The following is a 16285-nucleotide window of genomic DNA, read 5'->3' as shown; positions in this document are numbered from 1 at the left end:
AAAATTCATCAATACCAAGTTCAAAAGAATTGTATAAAATAAAAAAGGATAAGCAAGAGGTACTTTGCTGATAAAAAAAGGCAAATCTGTTGATACGGGATTTCGAAACATAGTTGGAATATTGAAGTTAAAATTCTAGCTTGAGAAAGGTAGCCACTGAATTATTTGAAAGCTTTACTAAAAAATGAGATAGATGTTTTTAGGTTCCAGACGTGCCAGAAAGTTGCAAAAGCGTACAAGGTATTACTTGAAGAAGATATTCTACTTACCTGGTTGCAAAAAATATTTTGAAATCTGAAAGAATGACTTGGAAATTTTTAGATGACCCTGCCGCTGACGTGCTGAACGGCAAATACGACATTATGTTGTTTACCGCAAAAATTCATATTTTACACAATCGAAACAGGAACTTGAGCGGATAATTTCGTTATACTTAACGTGGAAACAAAGGGCCTTTTCACAATCTTCTATCTATCGTTTCTTGAACCACTCCCCTGAACAGATACATATTATTAGTAGTATTATGCATTTCTTTACCACCACTATTAGTTTAGAGCCAATTTTCAACGCTTAGCAATAACCTGAAACCCTGTAATATATAACATTTTTTTAGCAATCTTATCCCACTTTCAATAAACAATGATATTTTAAAAAGGACGTCCACTAGTCTAATTAAAAGGGGATAGACTAACAACAGAAAAAATTGTGTAAAATATCTTTGATACACAACAGTTTGGTACTATGTCAATTAAACATAAGGCATTTCAAATTCCAACTATCTTTCAAATAACTGTTTCTTTCTGTTTTTGCACCTCAAAAAAAATTTAGCTTACTTTTGCACTAGTTCGTTCAAATAGCATTAGTACGATTTACTCTTTTTGGGATGTAGAGATTTTCTAGGGATTGTCTTTTTGAATTCTATAGTATTTTGTTCAACATTGAAACGAGAGTCCAGTTTCAAGCATTGAAGAGACGAATCAAGAGCTGCTTTTGCCCCATTACTCTTAATTATTCGAGTAGTTGGCAATCTAATCGAGTTATTTTCGTTTATACTAATCAGCACATCAAATTCTATGCTATTATTGTGTTGTTTGATATTGCTGGCCCTAATCTTACCGTTTCCAAACCCAAACGTTACAGAATTACCTTCATTATAGTCAATGTCCAAAAAATCAGGTAAAACTGCAAAATCCGCGTTGTTTACAAATTGAGAAAATGCATTTTTGATGTCGTTAAATGTACCGTAATGGTCTATATGGTCGTCATTAATACTTGTTACAACAGCAATATTTGCAGGAATTTTTAACATAGTTCCATCAGACTCATCAGCCTCGATTAAGAAAATGTCACTCTTGCCAAGTTTTGAATTACTCTGATAGGAATTTAATATTCCTCCCACAACTACAGTGGCGTCAGTCCCATAATGATCAAAAATGGAAGCAATCATAGCTGTTGTTGTTGTCTTGCCACTTGAACCCGAAACCGCTATCACATATTTACCTTTCATAATTTCAGCCAGCATATCTGACCTATGTAAAACGGTCTTATTGTTATTTCTTGCTTCAACTAGCTCCACATTATCAGGTTTTATTGCAGAAGAATGTACGACTATTTGAGCTTGTCTAATGCTACTGGCATCGTGACCAATATAGACCTCTATACCTAGTTTTTGTAACCTATCTATATTATCGTTTGATCGCGTATCACTGCCTTGAACTTTATAACCGAAATTGTGAAGAATTTCAGCGATTGCGCTCATTCCTATTCCACCTATACCGATTATATGTATTACTTCTTTTTTAGTTCTGTGCATATTTGGCAGTAGACGTTTACTTATTACTAAATTTATTATAGTATAATTTAAAATCCTCATGGCTTTCACTAAATACAATGATAAAAAACCTAGCCTTTCCATGCCTAATATTCATTTTGATGAGCAGTTGTAGTTTTAGCAACAGGTATAATCAGACTGCAGGTCATTATAAAATTGGCAATAGCTATACAATAAATGGTATCATTTATCATCCAAAATACTGTAAGTGTTACGAAGAAGTAGGAATAGCGTCGTGGTATGGAATAGAAGATCATGGGACACTTACAGCAAACGGTGAAGTGTTTAACCGTCACTTGATTTCTGCAGCGCATAAGACTTTACCCCTACCCTGCTTCGTTCGTGTTACTAACTTAGAAAACAAAAGAAAGCTTGTTATAAGAGTGAACGATAGGGGGCCGTTTGTTGAAGGTAGAATAATAGATCTATCAGAAAAGGCAGCACAAGTTTTAGGACTTCATAAGTCTGGGCTTGCAAAGGTAAAAGTCGAGTACCTAAGAAAGAGGTCAGAACAATTGATACAAAATACTCCTCATTACAAAAGGCAATATGAAAAAGAAATGCAGAAACGTCACCCAAAACAAAACAGTGCAGAAAGCAAGGGATATGTCGCATTTTTTGTAAACGCTCAGGCTGCTAAATTAGCTGCATCAAAGCTTCGTAATCAAGGAATAAAAAATGTTAGATTGCTTTTCAAGAACAATCAATATTGCATAAAAGTAAGTTAAAAACCTGCAGTGCATAGTATGCCAAAAACTCCTTGACAAACTTTCCCACTTTCCTTATCATATCAATGAGAGTATTTATCCTTGTTTTTGGGCTCAACGACAAAATTCAGTAAAAAAAACTCAGATATTTATTGGCAAATTACATAAAATTATAGCGGCTGCATGTCTTTTTTATTTTTTCTACATTCAGCCAAATCGCGCTTAAAATAAGCGTTAGCACATTATTACAATGCCAATTTAAATTATTATAGGGTCAAAACTCGCTATACGGGGGTTCTTTTGTCTTTTTTTTATTTAGTAAATTTCTTAATATTTAGATTAGTTGGGAGTCCTATAGAGATGTCATTCCAGTGCTTGACACTGGAATCCAGTTTCTATTTGGTGCGCTCATTTAAAGTGAAGTTTTCTAGATCCCAGTGTCTGGGCACTGGGATGACAACGAAGGGGCTACTTGAATGACAACGAAGGGTTATTTGGATGATAGCCGTACTTGATCTGGATTCCAGTGTCAAGCACTGGAATGACAGAAAAAGGAGTACTCCCAAAGGGGCTATTGCGTGACATTCCACTATGTCATTCCAGCACTTGATGCTGGAATCCAGTTCTTATTACCTGATCAGCCTTCTGGATCCCAGTACTGGGATGACAATGAAGGTCTACTTGAATGACGAAAAAGGGGTGAATGACCGAACCACTATTCACAATCCCAATTATTACCTTATTTAAAATAAATATTGACTTTTTATTATAGCTATATAATAATTAAATATATTACTTAAGATTAAAGACAAGATTATGACAAGTGATCAATTACTAGCAAAAGTACTCAGTATAATTAACGATAAGGCAGATTTAAATGAAGATAATATAATTCAGGAAATACAAGAAGAACTAAAGAAACAGGATCAAGATCTATATGAAGAGTGGAGAAAAGTTGGATTTGATGTAAATCATTTATTTAGTCAAAAACTTAATGAAGAGTGGAGAAAAGCTGTATTTGATTTAAATCATTTATTTAGTCAAGAACTTACATTGTTGCACGTAGCTGCTAGAGGTGGCTTTGAAAACGTAGCAAAAGTCCTGGTAGCAGCAGGAGCTGATGTTAATAAGAAAGATAGTAAGCACAAGAAGTTTCCTTTACATTTAGCTGCTGAAAATGGTCATGCTGAAGTAGTAGAATTTTTCTTAAATAAAGGGATAAGTGTTAATGTAATGGATAAAGAGGGCAATACTCCTTTGCATTATGCTGCAGATAATGGAAATAGAAAAACAATATCAATTCTAATAAGAAAAAATGCAGATCCTTGGTTAAAGAATTTTCATGATAAAACTCCAGTGGATATTTATGCATCCAAGCATCCTAATGGCTCTGGATACTTAATTCAGCTGAAAAAAGCGAAAATTCAAGGTTATATCGTTTTTTGCTCAATGTCGTTGTTAGGCGCTGCTATGGCAACATCAATTGCTGCGATTAATGTAATTGCATCTGATGTGCCTGTATTAAAGGTGTTGTTGTATGTAAGTATTTTGTATGCATTTGCATCTATAGCTAGATATATTACGTACAAAGTGGCTGAACCGAATGCTAAAAATGAGATTGAAGAAGATCAAGATTTAGACATAATAAATGTTGAAAAAGTGAGTGATGAAAAAAAATCGGTTAACAAAGCAACACACTCAAAAGAATTAGATGATCTTGTTCGTGCAATAAAAGGCTCTTCTAGAATAGAGATAGTTGATCCAGACAAGCAGAAAAAAGTAACACTTGATGATGTTATTGTTTCAGAGAAAGTAAAAGAAGAGTTAAAAATGATTTGTGGTCATATATCAGAGAAGAAGAAGCAAGCTCTTGAAATGTTAGGTTGCAAGATGCCAACAGGCTATATTTTATATGGTCTACCTGGGAATGGTAAAACTCTTATTGCTCGTGCAATTGCATGTGAAGCTAATGCTAAATTTATTAGCGTTTCTGGATCTGAATGTATGCAAAAATATGCTGGACACAGCGCACATTACATAAAAGATCTTTTTGAAAAAGCGAGAGAAAATGCTCCTTGCATAGTCTTTATAGATGAAATAGATGCTGTTTGTACAAAACGTAGTAATAGTGGACGAAGTAATGAAGAACACAACCGAATTGTAAATCAGTTTTTACACGAGCTTGATGGTTTTAATCCTATGGAAGGCGTGACAGTGATTGCTGCAACTAATCGTCTAGACAGTTTAGATGAAGCGGTGATTAGACCAGGTCGCCTCTCTAAACACATTGAAATTTCTTTACCAGATAAGAGCCTACGTGAAAAAATATTGACTCTTTATATGAAGGGAGTACCAATGGCATCAGATGTAAATCTGGCAGAACTTTCAGATAAAACTAATGATTTTTCAGGAGCTGATCTAGAAAATTTGGTAAATGAAGCAAAATTTCATGCTATAGATCAGATCTACAAAGAAGAGTCAGAAGATGAACCAAAAATAACAGTGACCATGGATGATTTTAATAATGTACTTAAAGATCTTAAATCTAAAAAGGTTGAGAATGAGCAAGCGGATAGTAAGATGGAGTTGTTGAACAATATTGAGAATTTTATAAATTTGAGCAAAACGCTTAATAAAAGTGCATAGAAAACAAAAGGATTAGCAAGATGCAAAAGGCATTATAATGCATACAGCTCTTGCTGTACAGAAAGTCTAGTTCTAGGGATACTGAATCAAAAAGTTTATTCGAGACCTGAAGAAATGACAAACCTTCAAAGAACCAATTATGACTTTTTTGAACTTGCACATAACCTTAATTCAGCAGTACTCGTGAGAGCTAGCAAAGATAGAACAGTAAATAAAAAATCTAGATATCCTGAACAAGGCGAAAAGAAGTTATGGGAAATCTTTTCGCCTTGTAGGTACGATAGAAGTTGAAATTCCTGCAAAAGATAAAAAGAACAGCAAATTTAGAAGTTAGGTTTGGAAGCTTCATGATGAATCCATCTAAAAATAACATTAGGCATAAATTTGCTACTTTTCTTTTTCCGCATCTCCGACAACCTGATTGATATTCCACTATATAAGGCTTGATTTCCAACTTTTTGATGAATGTACGGTTTTTGCTATCTCTCCTCCGCATTTGCAAGTGGGTAACTTTTACCACCTCATCTGCATCCATTTTGGCACGAAAACTTCCTTTGTGCCCAACCTGACCACCTATACTCTTTTCACTTTTTGGCTTGCCCTTTTTTATTTTGTATAACTCTTTTGAGCTGGGAATTGATGAATTTTTAGAATTTAAACCTAGCTTTTCCTTTAATTGAGCGTTCTCAGAGCTTCATTTTCTGCTTTTAAATTTTCTATCTCTATTTTTAAGTTTTCGCAGAGTTCTAAAACATCAACCATATTACCTCACAGCTACTCTATGATTAGTCTTTTAGATCACCTTGTCTACCTTGTTTCACCGCTACCCTGAACAGACACTTGAGGCCCAGGATGAAAATAATGGATCAGCCACCAAGCCCTAAAGTAGGCGCGCCAGCTCTCGACCCTACTGCAGGTCAAAAATAAGTTTTGAGTCGTAAATACCCTTAGGGCTATGGTAATGGAGTTGGCGGAGTTCGTAAAGCAATTTTTAGTTTTGTTTCTATGGGTCAGTTGGTACGCGCTTTGCCTTTAAGCAGATGTAAAAGCACAACTATTACGAATAACATTCCACCAATAACTGATATAGCGCCACCCGTAATAAAACAAGCACGTGCCAACATCGATGAAATACTTGGCAGATCTGCAACTTTTCTTAAGGCACCATACCCACCAAGCCAAACAAGGCCAGTAATATGGAGAAAATGTCCCAAGCTGTATGCATAAATCTGCCATTTTATGCTAGAGTTTTTTACTTCTTGAAAGTTTAATTTAGGTAACAGCCAATAAATGAAATTCATAAAAGCTATAGTGATTCCAACTACAGAACCATGATAATGAGCAGGAATTGTGACATTGCCTTCAATAGTTAGCACTCCAAGCACACCTCCATAGATGAACAATACAAACGAATGAAGCAAATAATTGCCCTTATCATTGAGTAGGGTCTTTATATTGCGATACACTAGTATTATTAGGAAGCACGGCAGAACTGCTCCAGCAATTCTCATATGCCAAGTAAAGAATTGTACTAACTCAGCACTATCCACTGTATAAACAAAATATGTAAACGGTGCGCCTACAGCCAAGATTGTGTTGATAAATAGCGGTAAAATTTTATTGCTTGAGGCTAGACTGGCACTGGAATTCAGCATGATTAAATACACTAAAAACATTGCTTGAGCAAACGCAAATTGCAGCAAATGTCCAGCTCCCCAAAAGAGATATTCATAAAATAAATTCTTATCTGAGTGATATATATCTGTCGGCATATTATTATATGCTAAAACAAAGCAAAGAAATGATGAAACAAGTATAATAACTAGCCCAATCTGTCCCACATAGAGGTATGAGGTTTGCTTATTTGACATATATGCAAGAACTGCATTTATTAATACGCTGACAATAAATAAACTTAGTCCGAGTAAAAATAATTTGTTTTGTAACACAGGAATATAGTTACTTTTGATAACCTCAGTGTTTGGAACAAATGCAGATATAAACATCAGCAGCATAGAAAGGGTTGATAGAACCCATAGGAAGCTAAACCAATTATTGGTGTTTTGTAGGTTAATGATAAAAAGCAGAGATATTATGGAGCACATCCACACCAAAATTGATAAATTTACGTGTATCACCAGCGCATTATCAAAAATATATTGTGCAGAAGGAACGAAGGAAGAAATAAAAGGCAATCGTAAAAAAATAACAATTATTGACAGCAATCCAGAACAAGCAAGAGCACATACTGCCAAAAATATCCATTGTTTGCAAGTTGTGGCGTTATTTTGTACGTTGAGCATGGTCTTTCTTACTTCTGATTGCTATAATACAATACAGGATGAATTTTTCAAATTGATTAGTGTTTCCATGTGTGATTCAAATGACATTACAACAATCCATTGCTCTGTCTAACCAATTTTAATACACGCTCCAAAGCACTTTTTTTATTTGCCTGAGGCTTCTCACTCCATTTTTTAAAGTAGTCGTAGCAACTGCACCATTTTGGAAACTCTTTTGGTTCACTGACAACCGCTTTTCAAGACATATAAGAATCCACAAAATACATCATAAGTCTTTTTGGTTTTGTTTTTTCTACAGAACTCTACTTAGGTTTTTCCCTAATTATGTCACTTTGTTCTCATAATTTATATACTCTATCTCCTGCTTTATTCCTTTCTTGAGATCATGTACAGGTTCTAAAAAGTAGAATTTACAATTCTATCTAAAAGAATACCGAAAAAGAGCAGAAGTCCTACCTGGGAATTATTTTTAAATATGGACATGCATTGACTGGAATCGTCAGGATTGAAATTTTTGTGTTGGTTGTAAAATATGAACCCTATAGCAAGTAGAGCAATATAAAAGATGTTATTTAATGATGATAGTATACCAGCGTATAACCACGCCATTAAGGATATTAAGTAAAATCTTTTCAACCAAGATTTTGTTGTATTGCCAAAATATAATGCGGTAGATTTCATTCCGAGTTTCTCATCATCTTTTTTATCTTGATGAGCGTATACAGTGTCATAACTAAGTGTCCAAAAGACGCATCCTATATAAAATAGCAAGGATTCTATGCTAATCTGGTTTGTTATTGCTGCTGAGCCCATGAGTGACCCCATGTTGAAAGTAAACCCTAAAAACAATTGTGGCCACCAAACGTAACGTTTTAGTAATGGATAAACAACTACCATACACATTGAAACTATTCCAAGTATAAGCGTAGTTCTGTTAGTTAATAATAAGATTAGCAGGGCAATAGACAGTAACAGTGAAAGTAGAACTAAAGCTTGCTTTATATTTAATGCACCACTTGCAAGTGGCCTATATTTTGTTCGTTCAACATGTGCATCTATTTCTCTATCGAATATATCGTTGATTATGCATCCTGCAGGTCTCATTAAGAATGCACCTACAGTAAACAAAATAAGGAGCAAAAAAGCCTGATATGATAGAAAAGTTGAAGCTAGCAGAATACCGCTCAAACTGGGAAATAGTACAAGCCATAAACCTGTTAAACTGTGTATTCTCATTAATGAGAAGTAATGGTTGAAATACATTAATTAAGTGTAATTACGTAATATTTTACTTACATTAACAAAATTATCGAATGCTAAATCAGGCTTGAAAACTAGCTCAGGTATAAACCGTAGGTCAACATAACGCAGTATAGATTTGCGTATTGACCATGCAGATTGGTTCATTTCATTAATAACAGTGCTGATATCATCATTATCATTTTGGATGTTCAATGAAGATAACACAATATATACATCTGCTTTCTTCAAATCTTTGCTTAGCTTTACATCAGATACTACTACTTTTTCATTAAGCACATTACCTTCCATTAAGACTTTTGATATTGCCTTATGTAATACTGATGCTACTTTTAGGTTTCTAATTTCCTTTTTCATGTCCAGCTACTATAACGTTCTTTCTTCTTGCACTAATTGATAAGCTTCCAAAATATCTCCTACTTTAACATCGATATTACCCTCTAGCGATATTCCGCATTCAAAATTTACACCTACTTCTTTAACATCATCTTTAAATCTACGTAGTGCTTTTAACTTTCCTTCATGCAACAATTTGCCGCCACGCACTACCTTAATTAAAGAATCTTTTTTTATAATTCCATCAGTGACATAACATCCGATGATATTACCGGCTTTAGATGCATTAAATATTTGCCTTACAGATGCAGAACCAACACGAACCTCTCGTGTAACAGGCTTTAACATTTTAGTTAGATACATCCTCATGTCTTCAATAAGCTCATATATTATATTGTAAGTATGTATTTCTATACCTTTTTGTTTTGCTAATTCTCTTATTTTTGAGTCTACTTTTACATTAAAAGCTAAAATTACTGCGCTTGATGCTTCTGCAAGCAGCACATCTGAATCTGTTACTCCTCCTACTGCTTTGTGTAGAATATTTAATTTCACTTGGTCTTTACCAAGCTTATCAATTGAACTTGATATTGCTTCAATAGAACCAGTTACATCGCACTTTAAAACTACAGATAGTTCTTCTGTTTCACTATCATTACGACTGAATATATCTAAATTATTGTCGTCTAAATCTTCTTTCTTTTTCTTGAGCACTTCTAACCTATATTCAACGATTTCACGAGCCTGCTTTTCAGAGTTTACAACAACAAATTTATCTCCAGCATTTGGTACACCGTTTAGACCAGTGACTTCAACTGGAGTAGAAGGTAGTGCCGCTTTTTCTCTTTGACCAAGGTGATTAACCATACTGCGTACTTTGCTGTATGTTGTACCAACTACCAATATGTCACCAATCTTTAATGTTCCTTCTTCAACTATTAATGTAGCTGATATTCCTTTAGCTTTATCTATTTTGGACTCTATTACCCATCCAAGTGCTCGACAATCCTCTATCCCTTCTAGCGTCATTAATTCAGCGATTAATAAAATTGCCTCTTCTAGTTTATCTAAGTTGGTTTTCTTTTTTGCTGATACTGGCACAATTATAACATCACCACCAAGTTCTTCAGGGATTAGATCATATTGAGGCAAACTATTAATTATTCTTTCTACATCACCAGATTGTGATTTATCAATTTTATTAATGGCAACTATAATAGAGACATTTGCTGCTTTTGCATGGTTTATTGCTTCAACTGTTTGTTTCATGATTCCGTCGTCAGCTGCAACTACTATTACAACTATATTAGTAATATTGGCACCACGTGCACGCATTTCAGTAAACGCTTCATGCCCTGGTGTATCAATGAAAGTAATTTTTTGCTTATTTTTTGTCGTCAATTGATAAGCACCTATGTGTTGAGTGATGCCACCTGACTCTCTTTCTGCAATATTAGATTCACGAAATGCATCGAGCAATAAGGTTTTACCATGATCCACATGTCCCATAAAAGTAACGATAGGTGGTTTGAGTCTTTTAGGTAAGTTTTCTCTGTTGCTTATGAAGAGTAAATTCTTTTCTTTGTCAGCATCACTTGCTCGTTTAGCCGTATGATTAAATTTTTCCACTATCTCAGATGCTATATCTGGATCCACCAAATCATCTACTCTATAACTCTCACCGACTTCTTCTTTGAACATTTTTAGCACACTCTTGCTATCTTCTGCCATACGAATAGATAACTCCCTGATAGTTATTTTGTCTGGTATAATAACTTCTCTTGATATATTTTTACCCTTAGTAAATTTTGACTTTCTACTTCTTATACCAAATCTTTGCTTAAATACAGGGAGTTGTTCAGTTTTTTCATCTATTGCCTGTGTAATGACTAGTTTAGAATGTTTAGAGTATATATCTTTGCTAGCTTTAAAAGACTTTTTATCATTATTCTCATATTCAATACTATCTTCTTTTTGTTCAACTGAGTTAGTATTACTTAAAATTTTCTTATTTATTTCTTTAGGCAAAGAGTCCGCTTCATTTTTATCTTCAACCTCTTTATGGCTGTCTTCTTTTATTGTTTTTTCTTTTTCTTCTCTCTGATTTCTTTCTTTCAGCAAAGCTGCATTCTGCACAGCATTAATGCGGGAAATTTGTTCTTTTTCAGTTAAAGAGCCTAATTTACTCTCGTCAAACAAATTATATTCTTCTGTAGAATGAATTTTTCTTCTTTTTTTTACTATTGTAGTACAAGTACTTAGATTAGCTAAAGAGTTTAAATTACTGTCCAATTTAAGCTTGCTTAAGCCTTGGATGGTCAATTTTTTATTACTGATATCTTCATTATTCATATTGTTTATTATATTAACCCAAGCTTTTTGCGTGCTTCCATGATTATTAAATCCGCTGTATCTTTTAGATTTTCTTTATTATTAGTTGAGGAAGAGAGTATGCTACAAAACTCATAATTTGATAAATCTGCTATGTCCTCTAAAGTTTTAATATTATGTTTACTAAGAGCAATTTTATTATCTATTGATAAGGTTAAGTTAATTACATCGTCTTCCATACCTAAATTTTTTAGCTCTTCTATTTTTCTATCATTCTCTGCTTTCAGGTAATTATTTGCTCTATTATGAAGTTCATTTGCAATATCTTCATTAAAGCCCTCTATTGAAGCAAGCTCCTTAATTGAAGTATTAGATATATCTTCTACACTTGAAAAGCCTTCTGTTACCAATAACTGGCCCATAATCTCTTCTAAGTTCAAAGCTTCAGCAAATAAAGCTGAACATTGATTAAATTCTTTACTTCGCCTTTCTGATTCTTGCTGAATACCTAATATCTCAATTTTCCATCCAACAAGCTCTGAAGCTAATCTTACATTCTGACCCTTTTTTCCTATAGCTAAACTCAATTGATCTTCAGCAACTATTAACTCTATGCAATTTTCATTTTCATCAATAATGACCTTTGATACTTCTGCAGGAGTAATGGCTTTAATAACAAATTGACCCAAATCTGATGAGTAATGTATGACGTCGATTTTTTCACCGTTTAATTCGTGTATAATAGTTTTTATTCTATCTCCTTTAACTCCAACGCAAGCACCCACTGGATCGATATTCTTATCAGGTGAAAAAACAGCAACTTTAGATCTTGAACCAGCATCTCTAGCTATACTTTTAATTGTTATCAATCTCTCAGCAATTTCTGGTATCTCTTGATGCAACAATGCCTCTAAAAAACCTTCATGAGTCCTAGAAAGAATGACTTGACGTCCATCATCAGAGCGCTTAACAGACTGTATGTAAGCTTTTACTTTATCTCCTTCACGAAATGACTCGCCACCAATCAAGTTCCGCAAAGGAAGGTATGCCCCAATGCCATTTATGTCTATAATAAGATCTGAATATTCTACTTGTTTAACGATGCCATACCTCATTTCTCCTACCTTATCTTTAAATTCCTCATATTGCTTTTTTAACTCTGCCTCTTTAATTATTTGAGAAATCTTTTGTTGGGCAATCCTTGCTGAAACAAGATCAGTATCAAGAGAAATCAACTCACTAATAGTGTCTCCAACTTTTGCATCTCCTTTTTTTAACTTAGCTTGTGTCAACTTAATTAAGTCACACTCATTTTCATTTGACTCATCATCAATGACTTTTAGTTGTCTATATGAGGTAACTTTGCCTGTGTTTCTATCTATATTGACTATAATCTTACTTTTGCTGCCATACTTTTGTTGAGCCACTGCTTCGATAGCACTTTTAAGTGCATTTATTATAATATCAAAATCTAAACCTTTTTGAAGTGAGAGCTCTCCTGCTGTTCTGATTACATCAAGGCTTCCAACTATGTTATTCTTGTTGCTTTTCTGCTTAACACTGCTTTTACGATTAGCAATCATATAAATAAATCCAATTTAATTAGTTATAATTATAGCTTCAACAGGTAAAGAACGCTATCTAAAATGTTAAATAGTTGCTAATTTAAGTCAAGCTTTTTCATATTTTTGTATGACGAGCAGCGCAGGAGTAAAGAATAAGGTTAAAATCGTTGCAGCCAATACTCCACTTGCTATGGTTGCTGAAATATCAACCCACCACTGGCTTGATGGAGCATCATATGTGATTTGCAACGTAAAAAAGTTGATATTCAATCTGGTAATCATTGGTATTAAGCCAAAAATTGTAGTTGCAACGGTAAGGAGTATTGGCCTGACACGAGAAATTGAAGCGTTTACTACACATTGCTTAATGCTGTTTTTGTGTACCTTAATTTGTTGATGAAAGGCATCAAGCAATAGTATGTTATTATTCACTATAATTCCTGCCAAAGCAATTATTCCCACTCCGCACATGACAATTACAAAAACTTGCTGAATAAGAAAGAAAACGAAAAATACACATGTTGTGGATAAAAATACTGCTGTCATTACTATAAATGTATAGTATATGTTGTTAAACTGTGCCACTAACACTAATATCATTAATGTAATTGCTAATATAAAAGCCTTTAGTAAAAATGCTCCTGATTTTTGTTGATCTTCTTTGTCACCTTTAAAATCAATTCTTACTTCCTTATTCCAATCCTGGCTAATAGAATTTTGAATGAGTTTTACTCTTTCATCAACAAGATAGCCAGTATCAATATCAGCAGAGATTGTCACTGTGCGTGATCCATCAATCCTACTTAGCTTGTTTGCCTTTTTTTCGGGAACATATTTTACTATTCTGCTCATAGAATACGGTCCATTTACTGTATTAATAAAGAGATTATTTATAGTCTTCATGCTGCGACTCCTTCTGGGAAAGCGTAGTACAATATCAATTTCTTCATCTGTGTTATTTGGTCTATATTTTCCAATTAATACTCCGCTTGTAGCCATCTTTATAAAATCGCCAATGGTTGCAACATTTACTCCAGAGCTTGTAGCCTTACTCTTATCAACACTCATGTTCCACTCTATTTCAGGCACTGATCTACTATCTTGAATATTTATAAATCCGGATGAAGGTTGGTCCATGATTTTTAGGATTTTCTCTGCTACTGAATTCAAACTGGATGCACTTCCGCTTAAGTTAATTTGTATTGGCTTGTCAGCTGGTGGTCCTGACTTTTGTTCCTGTATATCAATTATTACTCCTTTCATGTTTTGCACACTGCTCCTTATATCATTTAGTATTTGCTTAGCTTTGCGCCTGCAGCGCCAATCCACAAGTTCCAATTGAATTTTGGCAATAACGTTGTCTGAAAATATTCCTGATCTAGTATAAAAAACATAAATTTCTTTTTCAACACCCAGAATGCGTTCTTCTACTTCTTTAAGTATCAAATCTCGTTCTTTGGCTGATAAGCTTTCTTTTACTTTAACGCTGATTAAAATGTTATCTGAATCTACATCTGGAAAGAACTTCAACCCAGGACCAAAAGTAAAATATAATATACTAGACAAAAATAAAGCAAACACAACAACACATACAAATTTTTTGGGGTGATCTAAGACTTTCTCTAACATACGTACATAAGTTCTTATTATAGGCCCAGTATTTTTTATCTCACCACTTTCTATAGCACTCATTCTTGTTATTTCTTTTTTGAAGTTATCGAAGGCTTACCAAATATTGCACCAAGTGTTGGTATAAAAACTAAAGCCATAATGAGCGATCCAGTCAAAGTTAGAATTATTGTAATTGGTATGTACTGCATAAATTTACCGACCGTATCGGGCCAGAGTAACAGAGGGAAAAACACTGCTAATTTAGTCAATGTTGATGATAAAACTGGATAGAACATATCATGAACTGAGGTGCAAAAAGCTTCTACTTTATCCATGCCACAAATCATCTTTCTATCAGCATATTCGCTGATTACAATTGCATCATCAACCAGCATGCCGACTGCCATAATTAGACTGAAGAGCACAACTATATTTAGAGTAATACCCATGAGGTAAAGAGCTATTATTCCCATGAGGAAGGAGCCAGGTATTGATAGTGCAACAAGAATAGCAGTCCTTGTTCCCATAAAGAGCATTATTATGGTTAATATTAGTAATACCGCAAATATTACACCGTTTTCCAAATCGTCAAGCACATCACGTACATTTTTTGACTGGTCATTTAAATAAACTACTTTTAAATTTTCAGGTAATTGATCTTTTGCTTTGTCCATTAAGTATTTTACTTGATTTACCGTGTCTATTATGTTTTTTCCATTACGTTTTGAAATCTCTAGTACAATGCTAGGTAGTCCATTAATACGAGCAAATCCTTGGCGATCCTCAAACCCAAGGTATACTTTTGCTATATCTTTGATTCTCAAAACTGCATCACTTTGAGATCTAATAGGAATATTCATAATATCTTCTATGTCTTTTAATAACCCTGATATTTTGATCGAATATTTACCGGTATCATTTTCTAGTGATCCGGCTCTCACCAATCTGTTATTGTTTGATATAGCTTGAAATATCTCATTTGATTGAATGTTATATTTTGTTAGAACTGTGGGCTCAATTATAACTTCTACTGTTTCTTTGCGTATACCTGCTACTTCAACTTTGAGAACATTTGGCAGAGATTCTATTTCTTTCTTTAGTTTGCGCGCTATTTCAGTTAAAGCTCTTTCCGGCAAATTACCAATCAAGCCAACGTTTAGTATCGGAAATAAGCTCAAGTTTATTTCATTGATTATCGGAGATTCCGCTTCAATAGGTAACTTTGATTTTATGTTTGAGAGCCTTGAACGGACGTTATCAAGCACTTCTTTGGTATCATATTCTGTGCCAAACTTAATTATCATGTGAGCACCGTCATTAGTTGCAAGTGCCCTTAGCTCTCTCACGCCCTCAATAGACCTTAGTTCATTTTCTATTGGAATAGCTAATAACTTTTCACTATCCTCGACAGAAATACCAGGAAGCCCGACAAATACGCTGATTATAGGAATCTGTATATCAGGGTTGCTTTCTCTTGGCATTTTTATATAAGTGTATGAGCCGAAGGTAAAAATCAATATGAGCAATAATATTACTGTTCTATTCCGCTCTACAAGTAAGCTTTTCATGCCAGACATTATACGCATTTATATCATATTATAGCTAAGATAAATTATATATTAATTAATTCTTATACAGTTTTATGTAAATGATCAAAATTTTTACAGATTTGCAAGCATAAGAAAATCTCTATAT

Annotated in this window: 7 protein-coding genes and 5 pseudogenes; 4 read left to right on the top strand and 8 right to left on the bottom strand. The window is 34.0% G+C overall.

The genetic code is table 11. The annotated features are described in order from the left end of the window. Positions 1–60: 60 nt before the first annotated feature. Positions 61–485: pseudogene (locus Wcon_RS00485) on the top strand (IS66 family transposase); the annotation flags it as partial. Positions 486–1044: 559 nt separating this feature from the next. Here Wcon_RS00485 and Wcon_RS00480 read toward each other — a convergent pair. Then, positions 1045–1873, bottom strand: a pseudogene (locus tag Wcon_RS00480) (Mur ligase domain-containing protein); the annotation flags it as partial. Between the two features lie 17 nt (positions 1874–1890). Here Wcon_RS00480 and Wcon_RS00475 point away from each other — a divergent pair. The 3 genes and pseudogenes from Wcon_RS00475 to Wcon_RS11650 form a co-directional block, all read left to right on the top strand. Beyond that, entirely contained in the window at positions 1891–2559 is a 669-nt protein-coding gene (locus Wcon_RS00475; protein ID WP_047758750.1) for a septal ring lytic transglycosylase RlpA family protein, read from the top strand. Between the two features lie 795 nt (positions 2560–3354). Further along, positions 3355–5184, top strand: coding sequence for an AAA family ATPase (locus Wcon_RS00465; protein ID WP_114516808.1), 1830 nt, complete (start codon positions 3355–3357; stop codon positions 5182–5184). A gap of 22 nt (positions 5185–5206) precedes the next feature. Next, positions 5207–5591: pseudogene (locus tag Wcon_RS11650) on the top strand (IS4-like element ISWosp2 family transposase); the annotation flags it as partial. Here Wcon_RS11650 and Wcon_RS00460 read toward each other — a convergent pair. The 7 genes and pseudogenes from Wcon_RS00460 to Wcon_RS12725 form a co-directional block, all read right to left on the bottom strand. Next, positions 5501–5946, bottom strand: a pseudogene (locus Wcon_RS00460) (DUF6444 domain-containing protein); the annotation flags it as partial. The pseudogenes Wcon_RS11650 and Wcon_RS00460 overlap by 91 nt on opposite strands. 248 nt (positions 5947–6194) lie before the next feature. Beyond that, complete coding sequence (locus Wcon_RS00455) at positions 6195–7487, bottom strand: cbb3-type cytochrome c oxidase subunit I (protein ID WP_114516807.1); 1293 nt, start codon at positions 7485–7487, stop codon at positions 6195–6197. Between the two features lie 396 nt (positions 7488–7883). Next, positions 7884–8750: a 4-hydroxybenzoate octaprenyltransferase gene (gene ubiA, locus Wcon_RS00450; protein ID WP_114516806.1), complete on the bottom strand. Its 867-nt coding sequence runs from the start codon at positions 8748–8750 to the stop codon at positions 7884–7886. A gap of 3 nt (positions 8751–8753) precedes the next feature. Next, a complete protein-coding gene (locus tag Wcon_RS00445; protein WP_047758755.1) occupies positions 8754–9104 on the bottom strand; it encodes a ribosome-binding factor A in 351 nt (116 codons plus the stop codon). A 9-nt stretch (positions 9105–9113) separates the two neighbouring features. Further along, positions 9114–11435 carry a translation initiation factor IF-2 gene (gene infB, locus Wcon_RS00440; protein ID WP_114516805.1) on the bottom strand — a complete coding sequence of 774 codons (2322 nt, stop codon included), beginning with the start codon at positions 11433–11435 and terminating at the stop codon, positions 9114–9116. A gap of 8 nt (positions 11436–11443) precedes the next feature. Continuing rightward, positions 11444–12997, bottom strand: a complete 1554-nt coding sequence (gene nusA / locus Wcon_RS00435) for a transcription termination factor NusA (protein WP_114516804.1) — start codon at positions 12995–12997, stop codon at positions 11444–11446. 87 nt (positions 12998–13084) lie between these two features. After that, a pseudogene (locus Wcon_RS12725) lies at positions 13085–16158 on the bottom strand (efflux RND transporter permease subunit). Between the last annotated feature and the right edge of the window lie 127 nt (positions 16159–16285).

The sequence above is a fragment of the Wolbachia endosymbiont of Cylisticus convexus genome, from assembly GCF_003344345.1.
This window is presented reverse-complemented; position numbering and strand designations above follow the sequence as displayed.

Excerpts from the sequence above, each read along its gene's own strand:
- Wcon_RS00475 (WP_047758750.1), top strand. The coding sequence starts at position 1,891 with ATGATAAAAAACCTAGCCTTTCCATGCCTAATATTCATTTTGATGAGC.
- Wcon_RS00465 (WP_114516808.1), top strand. The coding sequence starts at position 3,355 with ATGACAAGTGATCAATTACTAGCAAAAGTACTCAGTATAATTAACGAT.
- Wcon_RS00455 (WP_114516807.1), bottom strand. The coding sequence starts at position 7,487 with ATGCTCAACGTACAAAATAACGCCACAACTTGCAAACAATGGATATTT.
- ubiA (WP_114516806.1), bottom strand. The coding sequence starts at position 8,750 with ATGTATTTCAACCATTACTTCTCATTAATGAGAATACACAGTTTAACA.
- Wcon_RS00445 (WP_047758755.1), bottom strand. The coding sequence starts at position 9,104 with ATGAAAAAGGAAATTAGAAACCTAAAAGTAGCATCAGTATTACATAAG.
- infB (WP_114516805.1), bottom strand. The coding sequence starts at position 11,435 with ATGAATAATGAAGATATCAGTAATAAAAAATTGACCATCCAAGGCTTA.
- nusA (WP_114516804.1), bottom strand. The coding sequence starts at position 12,997 with ATGATTGCTAATCGTAAAAGCAGTGTTAAGCAGAAAAGCAACAAGAAT.